Consider the following 25110-nt stretch of genomic DNA (forward strand, 5'->3'; position numbering starts at 1 on the left):
TAGCGAGTGGTATGGACGGACACGACACGGAGGGCAGCGAGACGTCGCCCGGCGGAGGCGGCGTGGGGCGGCGAAGAGCACTGCGATGCCTGGGCGGCGGCGCGCTCGCGGCGGCGCTCGGGACTGCTGGTTGCATCCAGCAAACGGGCGAGGGGGGAACCACCGAGACCGAGTCCGAGGGCGGATCCACCGCCGAGCCGACGACTGACGGGGACGATACCGGGACGTCGACGCCCGAGAGCGTCACCGTCGGCGTGCTGGTTCCGACGAGCGGCCCGTCGGCACCGCTCGGCGAGGCTCAGCGACAGGGTGCCGAACTCGGTGTTCGATACGTCAACGAGAGCGACGAGTTCGACTTCACGATCGACCCGGTGTACGAGGACACCCAGACGGACCCCTCGACCGGCCTCCAGCGGGCCCAGCAGGTCGTCGAGAACGACGGGGCCACCTACGTCGCGGGGGCGCTCGAGAGTTCCGTCGCGCTCGCGGTCGCCGACTACGTGAGCGACCGCGACGTCGTGTACACATCCGGGGCCGCAACCATCGAACTGACGGGCGAGAACTGCAACGCGAACACGTTCCGAACGGAGACGAACGCCGCCCAGCAGATGGCCGGACTCGTCGACTTCGTCGCGGAGGAACTCGGCACGAACCTGTGGCTTCACACGACTGACGACGCCTACGGCAACTCGGCGGTCTCCCAGATCGAGCGACGGATCGAGGCCCGCGGGTTCGACATCGACGTCGTCGGACGGACGATGCCGGACAAGGGAACGACAAACTACGGGCCGCAGATCAGCGGCATCTCGAACTCCGAGGCGGAGGTGCTCGCGGTCCCCGACACCGGCGCGGACCTGATCAACTTCATGAAGCAGGCGGACAACGCCGGCCTGACGGACGAGGTGGACGTCATCGGAACGGCCATCTTCGCACAGGTGAGCCGACAGGCGCTTGGGTCCGCGGCGGTCGGTGCCTACTCGTCGACGCTGTACAACCACAAACTCGAGACCGGAGACAACCGGCAGTTCGTCGAGAGCTATCGCGACGAGTACGAGGGCGTCCCGGGGAGTTTCGCCCGTGTCGGGTACGATATGATCCGGATGACCGCACGGGGAATTCAGGAGGCCGGCACGAGCGATCCGACGACGGTCAGAGAGACGCTGGCTGGACTCGACGTGACAACCGCGCTCGGGACGACGCCGTTCCGGGAGTGCGACCACCAGGCGGTCAACCCCGTCTGGACCGGCCAGGTCGTCGAGGGCGACGAGATGCCGGCGGTCGAGTTACTGAACAAGGTGTCCGGAGCGGAGGCCGTGCGACCGTGCGAGACGACGGGCTGTAGTATCTAACTCCGCGGTCACGGCTATTGGACGCGGCCTGGGAGATACCGGCTCCACGTCGGGTATGGAGAGGCGAACGACGCAGCGGCGACACGAACAAACGCACGATCCGTAATTATGAGTGAACGAGAGGTCCTACTGGCCGTCGACGCCGGAACGTCGACGATCAAGACGGTCGCGTTCGATACTGACGGTACCGAATTGGCGAAGGCGACGCGCGAAACGCGGACGATCAGGCCAGCGCCGGGACAGGTCGAACAGGAGATGTCGACGGTGTGGGAGCGGACGGCGTCGACGCTCCGCGAGGTTCGCGCCGCGCTCCCGGACGGAGCCGAGCCGCTCGGCGTGAGCGTCACCGGACAGGGCGACGGCCTCTGGGCGATCACCGAGGGGGGTACCCCCGTTCGAAACGCCGTACTCTGGTCGGATAGCCGCGCCGCAGGCGTCCTCGAGGAATGGGCGGAAAGCGGCCGTCTCGACGACATCGTCGCACAGTGCGGATCGGCGCCCTACCCGGGAATGAGCCTCCCGCTGCTCGCCTGGTTGGCCCGCGAGGAACCAACGGCGTACGATCGGGTCGACACGATCCTCTCGTGTAAGGACTGGCTGAAGTACAAACTCACCGGAGAGCGGACCCTCGACCACAGCGAGGCGACCGTGCCATACCTGGACAAGTCGACCGAGCGCTACGCGAAAGAGGTGTTCGAACTGGTGGGGCTTCCGGAGGCCGAGGCGCTGCTCCCTCGGCTGGCGGCTCCGACCGAAGTCGTCGGGACGATCACCGAACGCGCCGCCGACGCGACCGGTCTCGAGAGCGGACTGCCGGTCGTGTCCGGTACCTTCGACGTTCCCGCGTCGGCTATCGGCAGCGGAGCCGCGGCGACGGGCGGAACCGCGGTCACTCTCGGGACGTCGCTGACGCATCAGGTGCTCGTCGACGGGCCGCAGCCGGAGACCTCCGGAATCCAGATGAGTCTGGGAACGGAGGGGCTGTGGACGTACGCGATCGGCTCGAACGCCGGCACGCCGAGTCTCGAGTGGGCCGCCGAGACGCTCGCGGGGGACGCGAGCGTCGCTGACCTGGAGGACGTCGCCGCGCCGGCTCCGGTGGGAAGCAGCGGGGTCGTGTACCATCCGTATCTGAGCGCCAGCGGAGAACGCGGTCCGTTCGTCGATCCGAACGCGCGGGGGCAGTTCCTGGGGCTCACCCCCGAGCACGGAACCGAAGAGATGGTTCGGGCGGTCTACGAGGGGCTCTCGATGGCGGTTCGAGACTGCGTCGAACACCTGCCCGCCGACACGACGACGGTGACGGCGAGCGGCGGCGGGAGCCGCTCGGACCTCTGGTGTCAGCTACTCGCCGACTGCCTCGACGCCCCCGTGGTCGTCCCGTCGAGTTCGGAACCGGGTGCGAAGGGTGCGGCCGTCCTCCTGGCACTCTCCCGCGAAGCGTATCCGTCACTGGAGACGGCCGTCGAAGAGATGGTCACGATCGACCGCCGATACGAGCCGAGAGCCGAACGGACGGAGCAGTACACGGAACTGTACGAATTCTTCGCCGACGTGCGCTCTGACATAAGGCCCGTGTGGTCTCGACGGGCCGAGACGTACGACCGGCTGCGCTCTGTCGATCCGGAAGCGACGGACTGACGCCGTCAGTACGGGTTTCCCGCCCACCTGAACGCTTTTACTCGTCGGCTTCGTTGTCATCGACGTGTCAGAATCGCTCCGGGTGGAACTGAACCGCGAGACCGTCCACGCCATCGACGTCCCCGAGTCGTTCACTGCAGAGGGGCCGTTCCACGTCGAACTCCGCAACGATGGCGGCGCGGCCCACGTCCACCTCCACCTCGACGACGACCTCTCGCGCGTCGCACGGCTCGACGACGTGAACCACTTCGTCGAAGCGGGCGCGAGAAAGCGGGTCCCGGTCGGCGTCCGCCCGAACCGCGAGCCACGCACAGGTCGGCTCAAGATCGTATCGGGGTACGGCGCGGAGGAGGCGTACGTCGATCTCACCGTGGTCCCGAAGTCGAGTCGGGGGGGAGACGCCGGGCGAGCGCGGAACAGCCACGCCGACTCGGGGGAACGCGAGAGCGACGCGGCAGGTCCCGCGCGGGGACCGACGAAACCGTCGGGAACGGAGGCAGTGTCGAGCGACGGGACGGAACCGAACGGAGCCGCGACGCCGGATCGATCAGGGGTGAACGGGGCACCCGCGGCGACGAACAGGTCCGCGGCGACGAACAGGTCCGCGGCGACGTCGGGCGAAGGGGGCTCCGCGGACTCCTCGACAGGATCGACGGTCAGTGCAACCGCGGGCCGTTCGAGTCCTCACCCCGCACGAGGCGGGCTGAGAGACGTCGCCCGTCTCGAAGCGCTTCCCAGCGCCGTCTCTGCCTGGCGGGAGTCACCGGAGGCGCTCACGTTCCTCGCGCTGGCAGCCGTCGCAGTGGTCGTCGGGGTCGGCGTGATCGCCGTCGTCGGCGAGCCCCTGCTTGCAGTCGTCGTCGCCGCCGTCGTCGCGGGGGCTGTCGCGGTCGCCGGGTGGTTACTCCTCGCGTAGCGCTCGGCCGTTTTTCACGGATCGCGCTCCTTACTGGAGGTACGAGGGGTCCTCCGCATCGCAGTTTTCCTCGTGGGCCTTCGCGTCGGCCTCGTCGTCGAGCAGCAGGCCGCACTCCTCGCACTCGTACCAGATCTGGCCGTCCCGTTCGACGGTCGATACCATATCGTGAGGCACGTTGTCACTACTCAAAACCCTTCCCCCGCTGCGTCGACGTTCTCGCTCGCGCGGGCAAGACAAAAGACCGGGCGAGCCGAAGCGGGGGTATGAGCGCGGACGACGCCCTCGAACTGACCGTTCGCGGGGCCGAAAAGCGGGACGCCGGGCGCGGCATCGCTCGGCTTCCCGAACCGGCGCGACGACGCCTGGGGGTCCTGAGCGGCGACACCGTCGTCGTCGCCGGCGAGAGAGAGACCGTGGCGAAGGTGTGGCCGGCCGGCGGGGACGTCCCGAACGACGTCGTCCTCGTCGACGCCGACACGCGGACGAACGCCGGCGCGAAGATCGGCTCAACTGTCAGAGTCCGGAAGGTCGACGTCGACGACGCCGACTCGGTGACGCTGTCGATGCCCGAGGACGTCGCCTTCGCGGACGACGACCGCGCGGTCGAGTTGATCAAGCGAGCCATCCGCGACCGGCCGATCAAGCCCGGCGGGCAGATCCACTTCGAGACGCTGAGCGACGACCCGTTCGTGGTCTCGGAGACGGTTCCGGAGGGGATGGTCCGGGTCACCGACGACACGGAACTTCGACTGAGTCGCGAGGGACGGTTGAGTCGCGTCGTCTCCTCCATCTCCGAGGGGGTTCGGGGATCCGGCGGCGGCAGCGGATCCGGAGACGCCGACGGGGGCGGACGAGGCCGTCGCGGGAGTGGAGGCGGAAGCAGCGGCACGGGCGGAGTGGCCACTTCCGACAGCGGCGTGTCGGTCACCTACGAGGACATCGGCGGTCTCGACGAGGAACTCGATCTCGTGCGAGAGATGATCGAACTCCCGCTCTCGGAACCGGAGGTGTTCGCCCACCTCGGGATCGACCCGCCGAAGGGGGTGTTGCTGCACGGCCCGCCGGGGACCGGCAAGACCCTCATCGCGAAGGCCGTCGCCAACGAGGTCGACGCCACGTTCGTGGACGTCTCCGGCCCGGAGATCATGTCGAAGTACAAGGGCGAATCCGAGGAGAAACTCAGAGAGAAGTTCACCGACGCCCGCGAGAACGCGCCGGCGATCGTCTTCTTCGACGAGATCGACTCGATCGCGAGCAAGCGCGACGACGGCGGGGACGTGGAGAACCGCGTCGTCGGGCAGTTGCTCTCGCTGATGGACGGCCTGGACGCCCGCGGCGACGTCGTCGTCATCGGCGCGACCAACCGGGTGGACACGCTCGATCCGGCGCTGCGCCGCGGCGGCCGCTTCGACCGGGAGATCGAGATCGGCGTCCCGAACGAGCAGGGAAGAAGAGAGATCCTCGACGTCCACACCCGGCGGATGCCGCTTTCCGACGACGTCGACGTGGACCGACTGGCCGCGAGAACGCACGGGTTCGTCGGTGCGGACCTCGAATCGCTGTCGACGGAGGCGGCGATGATCGCGCTCCGCCGCGGACGGCGCGCCGACGCCGCGGCCCCGATCACGGACCTGGAAGTGACCCGCGCGGACTTCGAGGCGGCGATGGCCGCGGTCGAACCCTCGGCGATGCGGGAGTACGTCGCGGAGTCGCCGACGACGACGTTCGCCGACGTCGGCGGCCTCGACGAGGCGAAGCGGACGCTCGAACGCGCCGTGACGTGGCCGCTGACGTACGGGCCGCTGTTCGACGCCGCGAAGGCGGACCCGCCGACGGGCGTGCTCCTGTACGGCCCGCCCGGGACCGGAAAGACACTTCTCGCCCGCGCCATCGCCGGCGAGAGCGGCGTCAACTTCGTCCAGGTCGCCGGACCCGAACTGCTGGACCGCTACGTGGGCGAATCCGAGAAGGCGGTGCGAGAGGTGTTCGAGCGCGCGCGGCAGGCCGCGCCGGCGATCCTCTTCTTCGACGAGATCGACGCCGTCGCGACGAACCGGGACGCGGCGGGCGGCGACTCCGGCGTGGGCGAGCGCGTCGTCTCCCAGCTCCTCACCGAACTCGACCGGTTGGCCGATCACCCGAACCTGGTCGTTCTCGCCGCGACGAACAGACGGGGAGCGCTCGACCCCGCGCTCTTGCGACCCGGCCGGCTGGAATCGCACATCGAGGTCCCCGAGCCCGACGAGGCGGCCCGCCGGGAGATCCTCGACGTCCACCTCGACGGCAAACCGCTGGCGGACGACATCGACCGCGACGAACTCGCCGCGTCGACCGACGGGTACTCCGGCGCGGACGTCGCCGCCGTGGTCCGGGAGGCGGCGATGCGCGCGATCGAGCGCGTCGCGACGGCCTACGAGGGCGAGACCGCCAACGAGCACGCCGACGAGGTGGTCATTTCGAGGGACGACTTCGAGGCGGCACTGGAGGCGGTCGGGCCGTCGGGGGGATAAGTCGGATTAGTCCCAGAACGACTGCGTCCGCGCGTACTGCCGCTCCTGTTCGAGGATGTCGCGGTAGAAGTCGGCCTCGTCCTCGCGGAGTTTCCCGATGATCCGAGCGGCCGTCTGCGGGCCGACCCCGCGGCCGGCGAGGGCGATCACCGCCTGCTTGCCGTGGCTCTGTACGAGGCTCGCCGAGCGGTAGGCGCGCTCGACGAGGCGCTCTTGCTCACTGTCGCGCTCGTCGGGGTCGGCCCGGACCGCCGCGGGCGTCTCCTCGTCCCAGGGGTTCAGGCAGGCGACCCGGGTCGCCCCGCACTCCGGACACTCCGGTTGCTCGCGCACGCGACGCACTTTCGTCGTGTGTTCCCACGCCGAACAGTGGAGACAGAGCAGGCGCACGCGGTCGTTCCGAATCCGCTCTTCGATCGCCTCGATCACGCTCGCGTCCGCGTTCTCGGGGACGAGCAGTTCGCGGCCGCTGGAGCGGCCGTCGACCCCGATCGGCGTCCGTTCCCGGGCGGTTTCGAGCGAGAGGGGGTCCTCCTCGTCGCGGAGTCGGTCGAGCAGATTCGCCGTCTCCTCGACGGCGAGGTCGACGTGGAACACCTCCCGGACGGCCTCGTCGTAGACGGGCGTGTCCTCCAGGGCCGCGAGCAGCCGATCCGCGCCGAATCGCTCCCGCCCCTGATAGCGCTTGAGCGCGCCGAACTTCGCGGCGACCTGCGCGAGCGTGAACTTCAGCGCGTCGGAGTTTTTGAGCGCCAGTTCGAGCACCGCCTCGACGTGGTCGGGATCGGTCGTCTCCAGTACCTCGACGACGTCGCGGGCGGACGCCCGCGAGGAGACCTCCAGTTCGATCCGGTAGGGGCTGATCTCCATTCCCACCGACGTGCCGGTGCGCTGACCGACGAGCGCGGCGAGCAGTCGACCCAGCGTCTCGTTGACGCGGTGGCCGTACGGGCTGTTCAGCACGACCTGCCGGGCCTGTCCTTCGACGACGAGTCTGTCGGCCGTCGGGATCGGATGTCCCGCCTCGACCTGCCGCTCGATCGGATCGAGCGCCGATTCGACCGTCTCCGTATCGGTCGGGTACCGGGATCGGAGGTCGCGGGCGACGGCCGCCCGCGACGCGTCGCTCTCGAACTGCCCGGCGGCGACCTCGCGGATCTCGCCGACCTCGTTGGCGACGGCGGCCGGGACGGGGATCTCGGAGCCGGTCCAGGAGGGGACCTCGCCGCTCGGGTCCTCGATCGGCGTGACGTTCACCCGCGCCTCCTCGTCGTCTATGTCGTTGATCCGCCACATCTCGCCGCGCTGGACGAACGCCGCGCCCGGTTCGGCGAAGTTGACGACGAAGCGCTCGTCGAGCGTGCCGATCTGTCCCCGCGAGGAGATGTCGTGGACCTCGTAGGTCTCCTCGTCGGGGATCATCGAGAGATTGGCGTAGAAGTACTGCCAGGTGCCGCCGGACTTCTCCAGTCGGTCGGCCTCTTCGTCCAGCCACAGCAGGCGGTTCTTCGAGAGCTCCCGCACCACCTCGCGGAACGTCTCCTTCTCCAGATCAGCGAAGGGGTACGCCGCGGTCACGATGTCGTAGGCCCGCCGTGCCGACACCTCACCCTCGTCCATCACGATACCGACGATCTGGTTGGCGACGGTGTCGAGGCTGGCGTGGTGGATCCGCGCGGGTTCGACCTCGCCGGCCTCCGCGCGCCGGGCGATCGCGAGCGCTTCGAGGGTGTCGTCCGGGGAAGAAGTGACCAGGGTCCCCCGGGAGACCTCGTCGCGGCGGTGGCCTGCCCGGCCGACGCGCTGGAGGAGCCGCGAGACCTCGCGGGGGCTTCCGTACTGGACCACGTGATCGACGCGGCCGACGTCGATGCCGAGTTCCATCGAGGAGGTGCAGACGAGCGCGTCGAGGTCGCCGGACTTGAACCGGTCCTCGACGTCGATCCGGACGTCCTTCGAGAGCGACCCGTGGTGGACCTCGATCGGTTCGTCGAGCGCCTTGAACCGCGATCCGAGCGCTTCGGCTGTCTGGCGGGTGTTCACGAACACCAGTGTCGATTCGTGTTCACGGACGACGTCTCGAATCACCCGGACGTGGCTCGCGATCTCGTCGTCGGTGGCGAGCTTGCCGGCTAGCTGTTCGTCCTCGGGCGTGATCTCGGGACGTGTGACGGTGAACGAGACGTCGCTGCCGACGTCGACCTCGACGATCTCGAACCCCCTGTTTCCGGTGAGAAACTTCCCCACCTCTTCGGGCGACCCGACGGTCGCCGAGAGGCCGATCCGCTGGAACGGCCCCGAGAGCGCCCGCAGTCGCTCTAAGCCGACGGTCAACTGCGCGCCGCGCTTCGCGGAGGCCAGTTCGTGGACCTCGTCGACGACGACGTGGCGGACGTCCGAGAGCGCGCGCCTGAGTTTCTTCCCCGTCAGCATCGCCTGCAGCGTCTCGGGCGTCGTCACCAGCACGTCCGGCGGGTCGTCGGCCTGCTTGCCGCGCTGGTACTGGGTCGTGTCGCCGTGGCGGACGTCGATCTCGATATCCAGGGTCTCACCCCACCACTCCAGGCGCTGTCGCATATCGCGATTCAGCGCCCGCAGCGGGGTGATATACAGCGCGGAGAGCCCCTCGCGCGCTTCCGGATCCGAGCGGACGATCGCATCGAGGACGGGGAGCATCGCCGTCTCCGTCTTGCCCGTCCCGGTGGGCGCGATCACGAGCGCGTTCTTCCCGGCCGAAAGCGGCGGGATGGCGCGGCGCTGCGGCTCCGTCGGCGTCTCGAAGCCGCGGTCGGACAGCGCCGCTCGTACCGACTCCCCGAGCGCGGTAAACGCATCCATCCCCTTCGACGCGCCCTCTGGCATCGAAGGTACTACCGGCGCGAGCGGATTAAGCGCAGCGTTCGATCGGAGAGAGACGGTCCGTGGGGATCACTCCCCGAGAAACCTAAGCACGACGCCGGCAGCGATGACGATCGCTCCGCCGATAAAGGTTCCCGGAAGCGGGAGCACGAACAGCAGCCCACCTGCCAGCATCACTTTCGTCGAAGTTCGCATACTCGTTATTTCCGCCGGATATAGAAAAACAAAACGTCGGTCGCGGCCGTCCATCGCGGTCCTGTACGCGCTCTGATTCGTGACCGGTGCGCGGTCTGATACGGACGACATCGACGCGCCGGTAGCTGGCGGGTCAGACCGAACGGTACGGACCCAGTCGCGTTCCGTCCAACAGGAACGCCTCCGTCTCGTCTCCGCGGAGGGCTTCGGGCAGGAACGGCGACAGGAAGCCCTGTCCGTCCACGTTCACCCAGGTACCTCCCGAGCGGTCGTTGAACGCCGGAAACACGATGATCTCTGGCGCTCGCCAGTCGAGGTCGTCGACGTCGAGACCCAGGTGTTCGGCGAACGGTTCCGGACGGAGCGGCCCGCGGAGCCACGCGCGCTCTTTCCGCCCGCCGCCGACGCTGTCTTCGAGCCGAACGGCGGGATGTTCGTGCCCGACGCAGACGACGTCGCTCTCGACGACCTCGCGCGCTGGCCAGGTGTGACCGTGGACGAATCCGACCCGGCCCAGTCTGACGCCGCCGCTGTCGGTGACGAGTAACGAGTCATCGTCCATCGACTCGAACCGCGCCGGGACGCCCGCGTCGTGGTTGCCCCGGACCAGCGTCAGGGGCACGCGGTCGAGCACCGCTCCGAGGAGTTCGTCGAGTTCGTCGCCCTCCTCGTCCGCCGATCCGCCGATCCGGTGACCCAGGTCGCCGAGCACGACCAGCCGATCGGGATCGATCCGGTCGAGGAGGCCGAGCAGCCGGACCCGCCGGACTGCGGCGTTGCTCTCCAGTTCGACGCCACGCTCGTACCGCAGCCCGGCCTCGATGCCCGCGTGATAGTCGGCGACGACGAGGGCGCGCTCGCTCCCGAGTCGGGCGACTGCGGCGGGTTCGCCGGGAACCGGCTCCACGAGTGGATCGGACCGATCCGCGGGCCCCGCAGCCGACTCCGAGACCTCAGGGTCGGGGGAGAGCACGGCTCAGATCGACTTCAGCGTCCCCTCGTTGGGCTCGTAGCACTTCCCGCTCATCAGCGCCTCCTGGATGGCCTCGGCGACGTCGTCGGGATCCGCGCCGTACTCCTCGACGACGGCCGCGACGACGGCCTCGCGGTCGGCCCCGTCGCCGTCGTCGAGGTCGGCCATCACGGAGACGGCGGCGTCTTCGAGGTCGACGTCGGCGGCCGGTTCGCCGGCGCTCGTGTCTGGCTCCGCGTCGATGGCGTCTGATCCGGCGTCGACAGCGTCCGAAGCGGTTCCGGGGTCGTCTACGGCTGTTTCGGGGTCATCCGGGACTGTTCCGGCGTCGTCCGTCGAGTCGGATTCGACGCCCGACTCGTCTCCGTCCGCGGTCGCACCGACGGCTTCATCGTCGAGCTCTGACTCCAGTTCGTCGACGTCGGGCACGTCGATGTCGGCCTCGCCGGGGTCGTCGACCTCGTTACCGGTCTCGAACTCCGTGCCGTACTCGGCCTCGATCTCGGCGCGCTCCTCCTCGTCGAGTTCGTACATCTCGTCGTCGGCGATGCCGGTTGCGGCCTCAGTCGCGTCGTTCCCCGTCTCGGCTCCGAAGTCGCCGAGGCCGCCGGCTTCCGCATCGGCGGAATCCCTGGAGCCGTCCGCGAGCGACTCACCGTCGACGTCGTCGGATGCCGAATCCGACTCGACGGACGCCGATTCGCCGGAGGACGTCGTCGATCCGGCATCGATCGCCGAATCTTCGACGTCGCTTGCCGTATCCCCGGCTTCGGACTCGCTCTCGCCGGCGACGGCGCTCGACGAGTCAGCGTCGCTCTCGCCGGCGACGTCCGGAGACGGTGTCTCCCCCCCGCTGTCCGCGGGCGGGGCTTCGGTCGCAACGTCATCCGAGCGGCCTTCCGTGGAATCAACCGCGCTCTCGTCCGTCGCGCTCGCGTCGTCGATCGCCTCCCCGCTGCTCGGGGAGTCGGGGGCGGCGGCCGCGTCCCCAGTCGACGTCCCGTCGCTCACAGACACCGCCGCGGCCGCGTCACCGGGCGCCGCAGACGACGCGGAGACTGCCGGCAGCGGGCCGAGTTCCCGCGATCCCGGGTCGTTCGGGGACGCGGTCGGCGCTTCGACGGCGTCGCGCTCGCCGGCGACGAGCTCGAGCGCCTGCACGGCCATCGACCTGACGCCTTCGAGGTAGTGTTCGGTCGGTTCGTAGTGATCGACCGCGAGCGCGACGCCCTGTGCGAGCGCGGAGTCGACGCCGCGGGACTCCAGCGCCGCGGTCAGATCGTCGCCGCGGACGTCCAGTTCCAGCGCCGCGGCGGTCGTCGCGACGCGTTCGAGCGTCGCCTCCGCCGCGGCCACGACCCAGCGGTCGCGCGTGTCGGCGTCGACCTCGTTGATGCTCTCCGGACGCACCGAGGTGAAGATCCGATCGGAGTCCTCCGGCTGATACGTCCGGGCCTTGCCGGTCAGCGAGACGAAGCACGGCGGGGAGGCCCGATCGAGGAATCCCATCGCGTCCGGCTGGTACTGGCCGGCGTAAGAGACGAAGACGCCGGTCGGGTCGGCGATCCGCCCGCGAACGATCTCCTCGTTGACCTGCTCGACCTCGGTGAGCGCGCCGACGGCGAACAGCCGATTGACGCGCGCGCCGGTCGGGGTCACCACGTAGTTCGGCGCGCGCTCGTCGTCGCCCTCCGAGTACGACAGCGTCGCGTCGTCGAACTCGGCGGCGAAGAGGCGGCGAGCCACCTCCCGCCCCTGGGGCGCGTCGCTCACGAGCGCACCTCCGCGAGCAGGGCGGTGGCACGCGCCCCCGGATCGTCCGTCGCGCGCTCGAACTCGCTCGCCTCGACGCTCGCGCCGTAGTCGTCGACCGAGAGGTTCCCGCGGACGCGGTACTCCCGGCCGACGATGCGCTCGCGGATCTCGTCGGCGACGACCTCCTTGTCCATCGCGTCGCGCGCGGCCGTCATCGCCTCCTCCATCGTTCCGCCGTAGAGTTCCTCGGTGAGTTCGCGGTCGAGGACCGCCGTCACGGTCCCGGTGCCGTCGTCGACGATCGCCTTCACGCGCATATCGTCCTCGCCCTCGACGTCCCCGTGACTCCGGCACTGCCCGTTCTGCAGGACGCGCCCGCACTCCGGACAGCGCTCGATGAGTCCCGATCCGTCGCGGACTTCGAGGACGTTGCCGACGAGTTCGACGTCGAAGAGGCCGCCGGAACCGACCGCCTCGGCGATGCCCATCCGCGGGGCCTCGTCGTCGACCGCGACGTCCCGAGCCAGCGGCGTGACCGTCGTGAACTCCGAGAGGTTCACCTGCGGGACGCCGCGGAACTCCCGGACGTACACGTCCTCGAACCGGAAGTCGTGGCCCTCTCGGAGCTCCGAGCGGGCCTTCCAGTCGGTAAAGGGGAGCCGCCCGGTCTCGTCGGCGACGACGCCCGAGCGGATCGCGGTCTCGCCGTCGCGGCCGTCGATGACGCGCTCCTCGGATTCGAGGACGCGCACCTCGACGTTCCGGCCGCGGTCGCCCGACCGGAGGTCGACGAGATCCGAGTCGCCGCCGACCTCGTAGGGGACCTCGACGGGCGTCGTCTCGACGGCGACCGTCGAGGACTGGCCGACGTTCAGTTCGGGCCGGCCGTCCCACTCGCGGACGCCGGCGTTGCCGACGGTGATCGAGTCGCCGGGCTCGAAGCCGAAGTCCTCCCACGCGGTGTAGGAGATCGTCCCGGTCTCGTCGGCGAACTCTCCCTCGCGGATGACCTGTTCTTCGCCCTGGTACTGGATCGATCGCTGGCCCACCGAGAGCACCCGCACAGTCACGGTGACGTTCCCGTCCTCCGGCGTGACGTCAGCGACGTCCTTGGTCGTCGGCGTCGCGTCGCCACCACCGTCGCCGCCGTGCTTGCGGCGGATGCTCTGTTTGGCCTCGTCGATCGGCACGCTGTACGACAGCAGGTTCTCCAGGTCGGATCGAACCTCCGCTTTGTCAACCCCGAGGGCGGAGGCGAGCTCCTCGGCGTGTTCGTCTACGTCCATCGTCGTCGAACCTACAGCCGCCTGGGATAAAAAGGGTCGCCGAGTCGGGATCTCCGAAGCGGTACCCCCGTCGCCAGTCACGCCGGTTCGTCGTCGATCCGCCGCGACACGAGGACGACGAGCGCGAGCGGTATTCCGAGGATGAGGGCGAGCGTCAGGCCGCCGTATGCGGCGAAGCCGAGCGGCGTCGCCGGGAAGGGAACCAGAAAGAGAAAGCGCGGCGGTCGGAGGCCCTCGACGAACGTCGCGATCAGGAATCCCGCCGTCGCGGTGACGAGAACGAGCACGACGTACAGGCCGACGACGAGACGCGGTCCCGCGAGTCCCGGGCGCGAACCCCCCGGTGGCTGGTCGTCGCCTTCGGCCGGATCGGTAGTCTCGCTCACGTCGGCTTTGTAGTGCGGACGCGGTTAAGCCACCCGCTCTCCGATCGACCCGGTGACCGACGCACCTTTGAGCGCACACCACGAACGAGACGTATGAGCGATACAGACCTGCTGGGCGTCGTTCTCGGAGCGATCGCGATACTGATGTTCGCTACCGGCCTCTTTCTCGCGATCTGAGCCCGTCGACTACCGTCAGCGATCGCAAGGACCGGCAGCGTCGGCTATCGACGATTTCTGATGCTGACCGGCGCGCAGGAGGCGTCGAACAAAAACGAATCGTCGGACAGAGCGGTCGAGACAGACGTGTTCGGCTCCGACTTACGCGTCGGAGCGGTCGTCCGCCGGTTCGTCGACGTGACCGCCGTCCGTCAGTGCGGTCTCGTCGTCGGGGTCGCCGCCGTCGGCGATCGCCGTCTGCTGCTTCTGGTCGAACCAGTCCCACTCGGCGGTGTAGAGGCCGGACTGCCGGAGGTTCCACGGGTCGCCGTCCTCGATCTCCGGGCCCTCCAGCCACGACTGGACGAAGTTCCAGACGAAGATGATCTGCCCGACGAGCAGGAGCAGCGCGCCGACCGTCGCGAGCTGGTGCAGCGTCGCGAACTGCGGGAGGAACGTCGCGTACCGGCGCGGCATCCCGCCGTATCCGAGCAGGATCATCGCGAAGAACGTGATGTTCGTCCCGATCATCGACAGCCAGAAGTGGGCCTTCCCGAGGGTCTTCTGGTACATCCGGCCGGTGTACAGCGGGAACCAGTAATACAGTCCCGAGAAGCCGGCGAACGCGATCGCGCCCATCACGACGTAGTGGAAGTGCCCGACGACGTAGTAGGTGTCGTGGAGCACGAGGTCCACCGGAATCGACGCCAGGAAGACGCCGGTGACGCCGCCGATGATGAAGTTCGAGACGAAGCCGACCGAGAACAGCATCGGCGTGGTGAGCCTGACCCGGCCGTTCCACATCGTCGTGATCCAGTTGAACGTCTTCACCGCGCTCGGTATCGCGATCGCGAGCGAGACCGCCATGAACGAGGCGCGGAGCCGCGGGTCCATCCCGGTCGCGAACATGTGGTGCGCCCAGACGCCGAACGAGAGGACGCCGATCGCGAGCGTGGAGTAGACGACGAACTTGAATCCGAAGAGCCGACGCCCGGAGAACCGCGGGATGACGTAGCTGACGATCCCCATCGGCGGTAACACGAGAATGTAGACCTCGGGGTGACCGAAGAACCAGAACAGGTGCTGCCAGAGGATCGCGCCGCCCTCGCCGGAGAAGAACGCCGTCCCGAAGTTGCGGTCGAACAGCAGCATCACGATCGCGCTGCCCAGAAGCGGGAACGCGAACAGGATGAGCCCCGACTGGGTGAGGATCGTCCACGAGAAGATGTCGAGGTTCGCCCAGGAGACGTCGTCGCCGCGCTCGGTGAAGATGGTCGCGATGAAGTTGATCGCCCCCATCGTCGCGGAGACGCCAGAGAGGTGCAGGCCCAAGAGCATCAGGTCGACGCCGGCGTTGGCCTGGTTACCCGCACCGGCACCGGTCGAAAGCGGCGTGTACATCGTCCAGGCGGTCTGTGCCGGAATGACGTCCGGCAGCGGGAAGAAGCCCGCCCAGATGAGCAGCGCTGCGGGCGGGAGCAGCCAGAACGCGATGGCGTTGATCCGCGGGAACGCCATATCGTCCGCGCCGATGAGCAGCGGAACGAGGTAGTTCGAGAACGCCGCGATAATCGGCGTCCCGAAGAGGAACAGCATCGTGATGCCGTGACTCGTCAGAAGCGAGTTGTAGAACGTGTTCGAGATGAGCGACATCCCGGGATCGATGAGTTCGATCCGCATCACGACGACCATCAGGCCGCCGACGGCGAACGCGATGAGACCGTAGGCACCGTAGAGGATGCCGATGTCCTTGTGGTCGACCGTCGTCAGCCACCGGATGACGCCGGATGGTTTCTCTTCGGAACCGTAGCTGTCCTTCTGCCCGAAGGCACCGCCACCCGCGACGGGGGTGTACGAGCGCCAGTTTTCGACCCGCGCGAGCCACGCGGCGACGGCGACGAGGAAGAGCCCCATAAGCACCGTCAGTGCGAGCTGTCCGTTGACCTCCATAGGCAACTCTGAGGAACGAAAGGTAATGAAAGGTTCGGGACGACGCGGCCGGGTCCAGCGATCGCGAACGGACGATAGAAGTCACGACCGTTCGTTTCACTGGCGTGTGGCTCTTTCGAACGACGCGGAAGATCGTTCGGCAAAAGGCCTTTTATGATCTATACGTCACCGCCACCGATCAGGCGTCTTTGGTATCGGCATCGTCTTCGGCGTCACCGTCGGCATCGTCTTCGGCGTCACCGTCGGCATCGTCTTCGGCGTCACCGTCGGCATCGTCTTCGCCATCGCCCTCGACTTCCGGAGCGTCGTCGGTCGATTCGGGATCTATCGCCGCCGGTCCGTGGTCCTCTTCGAGCGGTTTGGCGCCTCTGACGCCCGCCTGTCCGGGAAGATAGACCTCGCCCGACTGTTCGCTGCCGGCGACCGCTCGGCCCGCGAAGTACGTGAGAATCGCGAGCAGTACGAACGGAACGGCCAGCAGTCCGAACTGGATCGACGACGCGAGCGGGTCGATTCCGAACGGGGAGAGCACCGCGAACGCGACGACGAAGAACGCGATGATGAACAGGGGGACGACGTTGACCGTGAGGTCGAGCAGCGTGTCCCGATCGAAGATCTTGTTCGCCATACCTGCCCGTTCCGGCGGAGAATCAAATAGGTTGTTGGTTCGCGGGCGGCGCCGAACGGATCGCAGCCGACGGTGAACTCAGTACGTTGGCTCGCGGTCGGGGCTGAACAGCATACCAGCGACGCCGGCGGCGACGAGGATGACGGCGGCGGCGACGATCGCCAAGCCCCGGTTCGGGAGGCCGATGCGGGTGAACATAAACGCCAGCCCCAGCACGGCGAGCGGCGCGGCGACGCCGATCAGGCCGCGCCACGGCGTCTTCGCGTAGCCCGACTCGGTGGCCATCCCGGCGACGCTCCCGCCGAAGAGGAGGAGCCCGCCGACCGCGATCGGGAACAGGCTGAAGAGGATGCCGAGCTCCGCGATCGGGATGCCCAGCGCGATGAACAGCGGCCACGGACTCGCCATTCGATACTGCTCCGACAGCCCCGGTTCTGCGTCCATTACCGGCTGTACGTCCCGAGAGCTACAAAGGGCTTCGATTTTTCGACCTGTTCGGCGCGTCGCCCCGGACGCGGGAGCGACGTCCCCACGCGACCCGCGGGCCCGCTCGGAAAGAACACCTTTTTCGACGCAGATAGCCGAACGGTAACACGATGGGACTGGAGGAAGAGATCGAGGAGATCCGCGAGGAGATCGCTGAGACGCCGTACAACAAGTCGACCGAGGCGCACATCGGCCGGCTGAAGGCGAAGCTCGCGGAGAAGAAAGAGAAACTCGAAAACCAGTCCGGGAGCGGCGGCGGTCACGGCTACGCGGTCGAGAAGACGGGAGACGTGACCGTCGCGCTCGTCGGCTTCCCCAGCGTCGGGAAGTCGACGCTGATCAACGCGCTCACCAACGCCGACAGCGAGGTCGGCGAGTACGAGTTCACGACGCTCGACGTCAACCCGGGGATGCTGAAGCACAACGGCGCGAACATCCAGATCCTCGACGTTCCGGGACTCATCGAGGGCGCTGCGGGCGGACGCGGCGGCGGGAAAGAGGTCCTCTCTGTCGTCCGGACCGCCGACCTCGTCGTCTTCCTCCTCTCGGTCTTCGAGATCGATCGCTACGAGCGCCTCAGTCAGGAACTGTACAACAACAAGATCCGACTGGACACCTCACCGCCGAGCGTCACCATCTCCAAACGGGGCAAAGGCGGCATTCACGTGACGACCGCCGACGACGTCGACCTCGATGAGGACACCATCGCGGGCGTCCTCCGCGAACACGGCTACGTCAACGCCGACGTGACCGTCCGCGGCGACGTCACGATAGACGAACTCATCGACGCCATCATGGACAACCGCGTCTACCTGCCGTCGATCGTCGCCGTCAACAAGGCGGACCTCATCGATCGCGACTACCTCCCGACCGTCGAGGAGGACCTCCGCGAGGTGGGCGTCGATCCCGACGACGCGGTCTTCATCAGCGCCGAGGCCGAGAAGGGCCTCGACGCGCTGAAAGAGGAACTCTGGGACGCGCTGGGGCTCATCCGGGTGTACATGGACAAGCCCGGCCGCGGCGTCGACTACGAGGAACCGCTGGTCCTGATGGAAGGAGAGAACACGGTCGACGACGCCCTCCGCAAACTGGGGGGGACCCTCGACGAACGCTTCCGGTTCGCCCGCGTCACGGGCTCGAGCGCGAAACACGACGAGCAGCAGGTCGGCCGCGACCACGAACTACAGGACGAGGACATCCTCCGTGTCGTCTCGCGGAAGTGAGTCGGCCGTCGACGCAGAGCGCACGCCTCCCGAACGGCCTCGATTCGCCCGCGTGGCTCCCGGGTCGCACTCGTCGGCCGGGACCGTCGTACTCTTGCTCGCGCTCCTCTTCGTTCCTTGGTCGGTGCAGGTGTTCTCCGGGCGCGACGCGACGTTCCTGTTCGCGTGGGGGCTGCTCAACACGAACCCGCCGTCGGTGACCACGCTCCCCGATTTCCTCTTCGTGTACACGCGCGGACTTCCGGAGTACATCCTCGCGTGGCCGCTGTCGGTGGTGCTGTACGTGCTCGCATTCGCCAGCGCCGCCTCGGGCTGGCTGCTCGGACGGGAGGACCCGCGCGTCACCGGTGGCCTGCTGGTCGTCGCGGCCGTCGCCCAGCTGCAACTGGCGTGGGGGTTCGCCCTCCAGCCGACCCGCACGGCGTGGCCAGTCGGATCGGTCGCGCTGCTCGCTGTCGCGTGGTGGTGCTACTGGCCGGCGGTCCGCGCGTCGATCGATCCGGACTCCTGACCCGAGCGATCCCGGTTCGGAACCCGAACCCACTCCCGACCGCGCTTCAGCACCCTTTTTGATCGCGGCGACCGACTCCTCGCGTATGTCCGGAGTACTCGATCACGTGATGATGCGCGTCGAAGACCTCGAAACGTCCCTGGAGTGGTACACGACGCACCTGAACTACGAGGAGAAGGGTCGCTGGGAGGCCGACACGTTCACGAACGTCTACCTCGGGCCCGAGGAGATGCACGAGGAGGGCGCGACGCTCGAACTCACGTACAACCACGACGGACGGACCTACGAGATGGGCGACGCGTGGGGTCACATCGCCGTCCGCGTCCCCGAGGGCGAACTCGAAGATCACTACGAACAGCTGATGGATGAGGGCGTCGAGGACTACCGCGACCCCGAGTCCTGCGGCGGCCGCTACGCGTTCGTGACGGACCCCGACGGCCACGAGGTCGAGATCGTCCAGCGCGACCCCGACCTGCCGACGTGGAGCCTCGATCACACGATGATCCGCGTCGAGGACGCCGACGAGGCGCTCGGCTTCTGGACCCGGAAGTTCGAGTACGAGTACACCCGCCGCTGGGAGTCCGACACGTTCGCGAACTACTTCATGAAGCCCGCGGGCGCCTCCGAGGCCGCGATGACCGTCGAACTCACCTACAATTACGACGGTCGCTCGTACACGATGGGCGACGCGTGGGGGCACCTCTGCGTGCGCGCCGAGGACCTCCACGACTACTGGGAGACCCTGATGGAGCGGGAGGCCGACGACTACCGCGACCCCGCCGCCTGCGACGACCGGTACGCCTTCACGCGGGACCAGGACGGCCACGAGATCGAGATCCTGGAACCCTGATAACGAGACGGCTGACTGCCGCTCTCGGCGTCGAAGTGCCGTAGCCGACACGTCCCGCCGGCGTGTTGCTGACGCGTCGCGACCGGCGGGCGCTGACGCGGTCTGTCGGTGGGGACGCACGGAACGACAAGGGATTTATTCGTCAACCGCGTGCCCACACCTATGCCCGGCCCTCTCTCCGACGCGCTCGCGTGGGTCGTCATCCTGACGTTCGCCGTCGGAGCGCTCTCTGCCGACCGGAACGAGCGGTTCGCGCGCTACGCCACGGTCGCCGCGTGGGTCGGTTTCGCGGTCTTCTGGCTGCAACTGGTCCCGCACTTCGCGTTCGTCCACAAGAGCTACGTCGAGGGCATCCTCGCGGTCGCCGCCGTCCCGGCCTCGCTGTACACCGGCTACCTGCTGTGGGGCGGCCGCGACTCGCTGTTCGTGCTCTCTCGGGCCGTCGCGGCGATGGGGATCATCTACCTCCCGTTCGAGACGATCCCGGCGTTCACGCTCCTGGGGCTTGCGGTGCCCGCGCCCCGCGGCGTGCTGATGGAGACCGTCGCCGACCAGACGGCGTTCCTGGTGAACGCGTTCGGCTACCACCCGGAGATGATCGTCGGCGACCAGGGGTATCACAACACCTTCCTCTTCATGGACGGCGACCACCGACTGACCGTCGCAGTCGTCCTCGCGTGTACGGGACTGGGAAGCATCGCCATCTTCGCCGGGCTGATCGCCGCGGTGAAGGCCCCGCTCCGTCGAAAACTCCGCGCGATGGCCATCGCCGTCCCGATCATCTACGCGCTGAACCTGCTTCGGACGACGTTCATCACCATCGCCTTTGGGAAACAATACATGCAGTGGTTCGTCGACGAGATCCTGCTTATGTTCGGCTCTTCGGACCCCTATATGGTCTCGTTTTTCATCTCGGATCGGATCATCAGCCAGCTGCTCGCGGTCGTCGTCCTCGTCGGGATCACCTACCTCGTCGTCCGCGAACTCCCCGAGTTGCTGACGATCATCGAGGACGTGCTCTTCCTGGTGACCGGTGACGAGTACGACCTCGAATCCGAACTCGGGCTGAACCGGCCGAACGCCTGACCGAGAACGGTCGAGAGCCGCCGACGAGCATTTCTCCCGAGACAACGTGATAGCGCGTATGCATCCACGAACGTTTCTCCGTCTCGAAGGTCTGGCCGTTCTCTCTGCGTCTCTGGCCGGCTATTTCACGCTCGATGGGCCGCTCTGGCTCTTCGCGGTCCTCGCCCTGGCGCCGGACCTCTCGATGCTCGGCTATCTCTTCGGGGGGCGAGTCGGGAGTCTCACGTACAACGTCTTCCACACCTACGCGCTGCCGCTCGCTCTCGTCGTTGTGGGCCTGCAGTTCGGTGTCGACGTCGCCGTCCTCGTCGCACTCGTCTGGGCGAGCCACATCGGTGCGGACCGGCTCGTCGGATACGGCCTCAAGTTCGAATCCGGATTCGGTGACACGCACCTGTCGCCGCGGCCGGAGGTCGAAACGGCCGCGTCAGTGAAGTAATCAGCGTCGACGGTTCACGGTTCGTTTTTGGCCAGCACGTCCGCGGGCGCGTCCCCGAGCGTCGCGAGCGCGTCGGATTCGAGGTGATGGAGGTCGCCCGGAATCACGAGCAGGTGCAAGGGTTCGCCGAAGTCGCGTTCGGCCAGTTCGGAGAGGCGATCGGCCGCGACGGTGGGCTCTGGACTCCCCGCGCGGGCGACGACGACGCCGAGGACGTCCTGCCAGTTCTCGGCGAGCATCTCGCTCGCGACGTCCGCGGTCATATACTCCCCTCGGTCGGCCTTGATATCGAGGTAGACGACGGTGTGAAGGCCGCGTTCGCGGTTGGCCTCGATGGAGTCGACGACGCTCCCCGGGACGCCGTCGGCCCCGTGCGCGTAGGGGAACGGGAGCGTGACGGCCTTCCCGAAGCGGTAGTTCTGGAGGCCGGTGAGCCCGCTGGCGGCCGTCTGCGCCGTGACGCCGTGGACGACGCGCGTCTCGATGCCGCGTTCGATCGCGCGGAGTCGGAGGTCGACGTGGGTCGTCGAGATCATCGTGTCGCCGGCGGTGAGGAAGGCGACGTGGTCGTCTTCCGCGGCGTCGAGGATCTCCTCGGGGTGCTGTTCGACGCCCGCGCGTTCACGGACCTCGATGTCGAGACCGTTCGCCTCCGAGAGGTCATCGACGGTCGCACCCACCAGGTGACTCGTGTAGAACTCCGCGAACGCGCGGTCGACGTCGGCGATCGCGTCCCGGCCCTCGACGGTGATCGACCGCTCGTCGTAGAGACCGAGACCGATGAACGTGAGCATAGGGTCACTGGGCGGGCAGTGCGTAAAAACGGCCTGAAAGGCGTCTCCGGAAGCGTGACCGGACTGCGGACGCTATTCGGCGTCGAGTAATCCGAGGTCGTCGGCGACGGCGTCCGCGAGCGCGTCGGCGAGGACGGGATCGACCTGGGCGATCTCCTCGCCGTCGTGGCGGTGTTCGTTGTGCGTGTCGATCGATTCTCGGAGCTCCGACAGCGGCACTCGCGAGGTCGTCCCGCAGTCCTCACAGACGATCGGGACTGTCGGCTCGTCGTCGGTCTCCTCGTCGGTCATACCTGACAGTCGGGCGACGATCGTAAAAACTGGTCCGGTTTGGCAGAGTGTCGGCGCTCAGGCGCCGACTTCCGCGCCGACGTAGAGGACGACGACGAGGAACACCCAGACGACGTCGACGAAGTGCCAGTACATCGACGCCGTGCTGACGGAGACGTGCCGTTCGGCGGAGTACTGTCCGAGGAGCGCCCGGACGAAGACGATACCGAGGAGCACCGCACCGAGGCTGACGTGGAGTCCGTGCAGGCCGGTGAGGCCGAAGAACGCCGAGGCGAAGAAGCCAGACGTCAGCGTGAAGCCCTCGTGGATGATGAACTCGTAGTACTCGTAGATCTGTCCGCCGATGAAGACCACGCCGAGAAGCAGCGTGACGGCGAGACCCCCGATGAACTTCGCGCGGTCGTTGTCCCGGATCGCCACGTGCGCGTAGTGCAGCGTGATCGACGAGAGGATCAAGATGAGCGTGTTGCCGATGACGAGCGACGTCGTCAGGTCCGGCACGCCAACGAATATCGATCCCCAGTCGCCGGCGCGGATGTAGAAGTAGTAGCCGAACAGCGCGCCGAACGTCGCCAGTTCCGAGCCGAGGAACGCGAGCATTCCCCAGCGTAGCTTGTTCGCGCTCTTGGCGTCGGCGTCGCGCTCCCAGAACTTGATCACGAAGGCGTGATACACCCAGCCGTACAGTCCGACCAGAAAGATGCCGATCGTGACGACGAGCGCGGCGGGCCCGGCGATCGGGCTGACGATCGCGCCGTCGCCGCGTCCGAGGATGTACAGCGCGGCCGCGACGTAGACTCCGGCCGCACCGAGCGCGGTGACGAACGGCCACCAACTCGCCTCACCGAACCCACGGGGCCAGTCCTCCACCGCGGGGAGGTGGTGTCCGTGGTCGTCGTGTGCTTCTTCGGTACCCATAGACGACCGTTTCGATCCGACGACTAAAAAGCCTCCCAAAACACGCGACCGCCGGCGGCGATCAGTCGGCGTTCGACGGGGACGCGTGGTACGGACCCGCGGCGACATCCCGTCGGAGTTCCTCCAGGGAGTCGCGACTGCCACCGTTTCGCATTTCGGTGACGACCGCGAGCACCTCCTGTCTGGAGATCTTCACGCCCTTCGCGGAGAGCGCGTCTTCGGGCCGCGAGAGCAGTTCCCGGAGCGTTCCGACGGCGAGGAGGAACGGGATGGCCCACGCCTCGAGGGTGTTGCCGTCGCGGAGCGGCACCGTCTCCAGGTACGTCTGTGCGTCGTCGAGGAACGACCCCGCGAACTCGGCCGTCCTGCGCACGACCGAGGCGGCGTTCTCCTCGTGTTCGTCGTCGAGGACCTCCTCCTGCGGGACGCCGGCGTCGCGGAGCCACTCTGCCGGGAGATACACGTTGTCCTCGGCGGTGTAGTCGTCGTAGACGTCCTTCGAGATATTGACGAGTTGCAGGAGCAGTCCGAATTCCTCGGCGGTGTCGTACAGCCGGCGACGGCGGTCGGCGGTGACGTCGTGGCGCGTCACGAGGTTCGTGATGAGGTTGCCGACCGTCCCGGCGGCGTAGTAACAGTACTCCTCTAACTCGCTGCGAGTCTGAATTCGGAGTCCGCCCTGGTCGTCGTAACGCTCGACGAACTCGGCCATCCCCTGGACGAGTTCCCGCGCCGGCGGGACGACGGCGTTCTGGACGTCTTCGGGGAGGCTCTGGAAGGTCTGCAGCACTCGCGGCGAATCGCGTACGACCGCCCAGTCGTCGGTCATCTCCTCGGCCTCGGGGAGGTGCGGTTCGACCTCGTTCGCGAACCGCTCGGCGTCCGTGTCGTCGTCGGGGTCGAGGACGGCGTCGTACGTGCGGAGCAGTTCGGCCTGGTCGGTCGGTGGGATGTGCGAGGCGTCTTCGACGGTGTCCGCGATCCGGCAGACGAGATACCCGAGACAGATGTACGACGACATCGGTTCGTCGAGCACGTCCACCGTGAGCGCGAAGGTACGAGAAACCCCCTGCACCGATTCGTGACACCACTGTAGATCGGCTTGGTCGACTCGGGGGCGTTCATCCTGCTGAGACATTCGGAGTGTCAGCCCCTACGAAGGGCGGGATAAAAAGCTTCGTGGGGTAGATCGGTTTCTCGGTGACTCCTCCGGAGAGAGACGCGGACGGACTGTCCGACTTCGGACCTGCCGGCTGCGGTTCCGGCGTGGGTTTATATACTATGGCGCGGCCACCGTCCCCGTGACGTAGGAGCCATCTCGCGCTGCTCCGCGGCCGTTCGGCACGTCAGCGCGGGAGTCGGGCGCGATCGCCCGCCGCGTGTGCCGACTGTTCGCCCAGTACTCCCGGACGGACCCGCGAGTGATTTCCCGAAGTGATCGCGAGGTCTGGTACGCTCTCCTCCGGCGAATTCGTCGACGACGCCCCCAAATGCAACCGTCAGCGACGCTCTCGCAGTCGCCGGCGGTGCGTTCCTCAGCCGTCGACGTCCCGTCCGTCCAGTCGCTCGGTGAGCCACGCGTGGTGCGATTCCACGCCCCGGACACCCGCCTCCGTGAGACGGTAGACGTCGTGGATCCCCTCGGTTTCGCAGGCGACGAGGCCGCGGTCGACGAGCGCGTCGAGACTACCGTAGAACGACTTCGGATCGAGTCGGGTCTCGTAGTGTCGTTCGAGCGCCGTCTTGAGCTTCTGTCCGCGGAGTTCCCCCGCCTCGTAGAGCAGTGCGCACAGATCTCGTCGTCGACCGCTCTGGAGCCACCGCGACATCGTCGGGAGGACGGTCGGGGCGGTGACGTCACTTTCGGTTCGCCGTCCCGGCTCGACCCGATCGCCTCCGGCGCGA

The 25110-nt window shown here is 67.6% G+C and carries 24 protein-coding genes; 9 read left to right on the plus strand and 15 right to left on the minus strand.

Features of this window, described 5'->3' with window-relative positions; genetic code table 11:
* Window positions 1-11: 11 nt before the first annotated feature.
* The 3 genes from NO876_RS06090 to NO876_RS06100 all read left to right on the plus strand — a co-directional run bounded on the left by NO876_RS06090 (window position 12) and on the right by NO876_RS06100 (window position 3906).
* Complete coding sequence (locus tag NO876_RS06090) at window positions 12-1349, plus strand: ABC transporter substrate-binding protein (RefSeq protein ID WP_256420793.1); 1338 nt, start codon at window positions 12-14, stop codon at window positions 1347-1349.
* A gap of 108 nt (window positions 1350-1457) precedes the next feature.
* Window positions 1458-2990: an FGGY-family carbohydrate kinase gene (locus NO876_RS06095; RefSeq protein ID WP_256420794.1), complete on the plus strand. Its 1533-nt coding sequence runs from the start codon at window positions 1458-1460 to the stop codon at window positions 2988-2990.
* Window positions 2991-3054: 64 nt separating this feature from the next.
* Window positions 3055-3906, plus strand: a complete 852-nt coding sequence (locus NO876_RS06100) for a DUF7524 family protein (RefSeq protein WP_256420795.1) — start codon at window positions 3055-3057, stop codon at window positions 3904-3906.
* A 30-nt stretch (window positions 3907-3936) separates the two neighbouring features.
* On the opposite strand, the gene NO876_RS06105 is transcribed toward NO876_RS06100, so the two are convergent.
* Window positions 3937-4071 carry a DUF7128 family protein gene (locus NO876_RS06105; RefSeq protein ID WP_256420796.1) on the minus strand — a complete coding sequence of 45 codons (135 nt, stop codon included), beginning with the start codon at window positions 4069-4071 and terminating at the stop codon, window positions 3937-3939.
* A gap of 101 nt (window positions 4072-4172) precedes the next feature.
* Here NO876_RS06105 and NO876_RS06110 point away from each other — a divergent pair, with 101 nt between their 5' ends.
* Window positions 4173-6419: an AAA family ATPase gene (locus NO876_RS06110; protein ID WP_256420797.1), complete on the plus strand. Its 2247-nt coding sequence runs from the start codon at window positions 4173-4175 to the stop codon at window positions 6417-6419.
* Between the two features lie 6 nt (window positions 6420-6425).
* On the opposite strand, the gene NO876_RS06115 is transcribed toward NO876_RS06110, so the two are convergent.
* The 9 genes from NO876_RS06115 to NO876_RS06155 form a co-directional block, all read right to left on the minus strand.
* Entirely contained in the window at window positions 6426-9281 is a 2856-nt protein-coding gene (locus tag NO876_RS06115) for a DEAD/DEAH box helicase (RefSeq protein ID WP_256420798.1), read from the minus strand.
* A gap of 66 nt (window positions 9282-9347) precedes the next feature.
* Window positions 9348-9473, minus strand: a complete 126-nt coding sequence (locus tag NO876_RS06120; protein WP_256420799.1) for a hypothetical protein — start codon at window positions 9471-9473, stop codon at window positions 9348-9350.
* A gap of 133 nt (window positions 9474-9606) precedes the next feature.
* On the minus strand, window positions 9607-10380 hold the full coding sequence (locus NO876_RS06125; RefSeq protein WP_256420800.1) for a metallophosphoesterase: 774 nt from the start codon (window positions 10378-10380) through the stop codon (window positions 9607-9609).
* Window positions 10381-10449: 69 nt separating this feature from the next.
* Window positions 10450-12219: a hypothetical protein gene (locus NO876_RS06130; RefSeq protein WP_256420801.1), complete on the minus strand. Its 1770-nt coding sequence runs from the start codon at window positions 12217-12219 to the stop codon at window positions 10450-10452.
* Window positions 12216-13487 (minus strand): Single-stranded DNA binding protein, encoded by a 1272-nt coding sequence (locus NO876_RS06135; RefSeq protein ID WP_256420802.1) that lies wholly within the window; start codon window positions 13485-13487, stop codon window positions 12216-12218. Before NO876_RS06135 ends, NO876_RS06130 begins: the two co-directional genes overlap by 4 nt.
* Window positions 13488-13564: 77 nt before the next feature.
* Window positions 13565-13873 (minus strand): DUF7520 family protein, encoded by a 309-nt coding sequence (locus NO876_RS06140; protein ID WP_425601464.1) that lies wholly within the window; start codon window positions 13871-13873, stop codon window positions 13565-13567.
* 318 nt (window positions 13874-14191) lie between these two features.
* Window positions 14192-15979 (minus strand): cbb3-type cytochrome c oxidase subunit I, encoded by a 1788-nt coding sequence (locus NO876_RS06145; RefSeq protein WP_256420803.1) that lies wholly within the window; start codon window positions 15977-15979, stop codon window positions 14192-14194.
* Between the two features lie 178 nt (window positions 15980-16157).
* On the minus strand, window positions 16158-16607 hold the full coding sequence (locus NO876_RS06150; protein ID WP_256420804.1) for a DUF6684 family protein: 450 nt from the start codon (window positions 16605-16607) through the stop codon (window positions 16158-16160).
* Window positions 16608-16685: 78 nt separating this feature from the next.
* Window positions 16686-17051 carry a DUF7541 family protein gene (locus NO876_RS06155; RefSeq protein WP_256420805.1) on the minus strand — a complete coding sequence of 122 codons (366 nt, stop codon included), beginning with the start codon at window positions 17049-17051 and terminating at the stop codon, window positions 16686-16688.
* 152 nt (window positions 17052-17203) lie between these two features.
* On the opposite strand from NO876_RS06155, the gene NO876_RS06160 reads away from it, so the two are divergent.
* The 5 genes from NO876_RS06160 to NO876_RS06180 all read left to right on the plus strand — a co-directional run bounded on the left by NO876_RS06160 (window position 17204) and on the right by NO876_RS06180 (window position 21202).
* Entirely contained in the window at window positions 17204-18316 is a 1113-nt protein-coding gene (locus NO876_RS06160) for an OBG GTPase family GTP-binding protein (protein ID WP_256420806.1), read from the plus strand.
* A gap of 52 nt (window positions 18317-18368) precedes the next feature.
* Window positions 18369-18827 (plus strand): TIGR04206 family protein, encoded by a 459-nt coding sequence (locus tag NO876_RS06165; protein ID WP_256420942.1) that lies wholly within the window; start codon window positions 18369-18371, stop codon window positions 18825-18827.
* 85 nt (window positions 18828-18912) lie between these two features.
* Entirely contained in the window at window positions 18913-19677 is a 765-nt protein-coding gene (locus NO876_RS06170; RefSeq protein WP_256420807.1) for a VOC family protein, read from the plus strand.
* Window positions 19678-19839: 162 nt separating this feature from the next.
* Window positions 19840-20763 carry an archaeosortase A gene (artA, locus tag NO876_RS06175; RefSeq protein WP_256420808.1) on the plus strand — a complete coding sequence of 308 codons (924 nt, stop codon included), beginning with the start codon at window positions 19840-19842 and terminating at the stop codon, window positions 20761-20763.
* A gap of 58 nt (window positions 20764-20821) precedes the next feature.
* Window positions 20822-21202 carry a DUF4260 domain-containing protein gene (locus tag NO876_RS06180; protein ID WP_256420809.1) on the plus strand — a complete coding sequence of 127 codons (381 nt, stop codon included), beginning with the start codon at window positions 20822-20824 and terminating at the stop codon, window positions 21200-21202.
* Between the two features lie 14 nt (window positions 21203-21216).
* On the opposite strand, the gene dph5 is transcribed toward NO876_RS06180, so the two are convergent.
* From dph5 to NO876_RS06205, 5 genes are all read right to left on the minus strand, one after another.
* Complete coding sequence (gene dph5 / locus NO876_RS06185; RefSeq protein ID WP_256420810.1) at window positions 21217-21996, minus strand: diphthine synthase; 780 nt, start codon at window positions 21994-21996, stop codon at window positions 21217-21219.
* Window positions 21997-22068: 72 nt separating this feature from the next.
* Window positions 22069-22287, minus strand: a complete 219-nt coding sequence (locus NO876_RS06190; RefSeq protein ID WP_256420811.1) for a DUF8149 family protein — start codon at window positions 22285-22287, stop codon at window positions 22069-22071.
* 57 nt (window positions 22288-22344) lie between these two features.
* Window positions 22345-23205 (minus strand): cytochrome c oxidase subunit 3, encoded by an 861-nt coding sequence (locus NO876_RS06195; protein WP_256420812.1) that lies wholly within the window; start codon window positions 23203-23205, stop codon window positions 22345-22347.
* Window positions 23206-23266: 61 nt separating this feature from the next.
* Window positions 23267-24343 (minus strand): phytoene/squalene synthase family protein, encoded by a 1077-nt coding sequence (locus tag NO876_RS06200; RefSeq protein ID WP_256420813.1) that lies wholly within the window; start codon window positions 24341-24343, stop codon window positions 23267-23269.
* A 397-nt stretch (window positions 24344-24740) separates the two neighbouring features.
* The gene (locus NO876_RS06205; RefSeq protein ID WP_256420814.1) at window positions 24741-25034 is read right to left on the minus strand and encodes a helix-turn-helix transcriptional regulator; all 294 of its coding nucleotides are present in this window, start codon (window positions 25032-25034) and stop codon (window positions 24741-24743) included.
* Window positions 25035-25110 lie beyond the last annotated feature (76 nt).

The sequence above is a fragment of the Halobellus rarus genome, from assembly GCF_024494595.1.
Classification (GTDB): Archaea; Halobacteriota; Halobacteria; order Halobacteriales; family Haloferacaceae; genus Haloquadratum; species Haloquadratum rarum.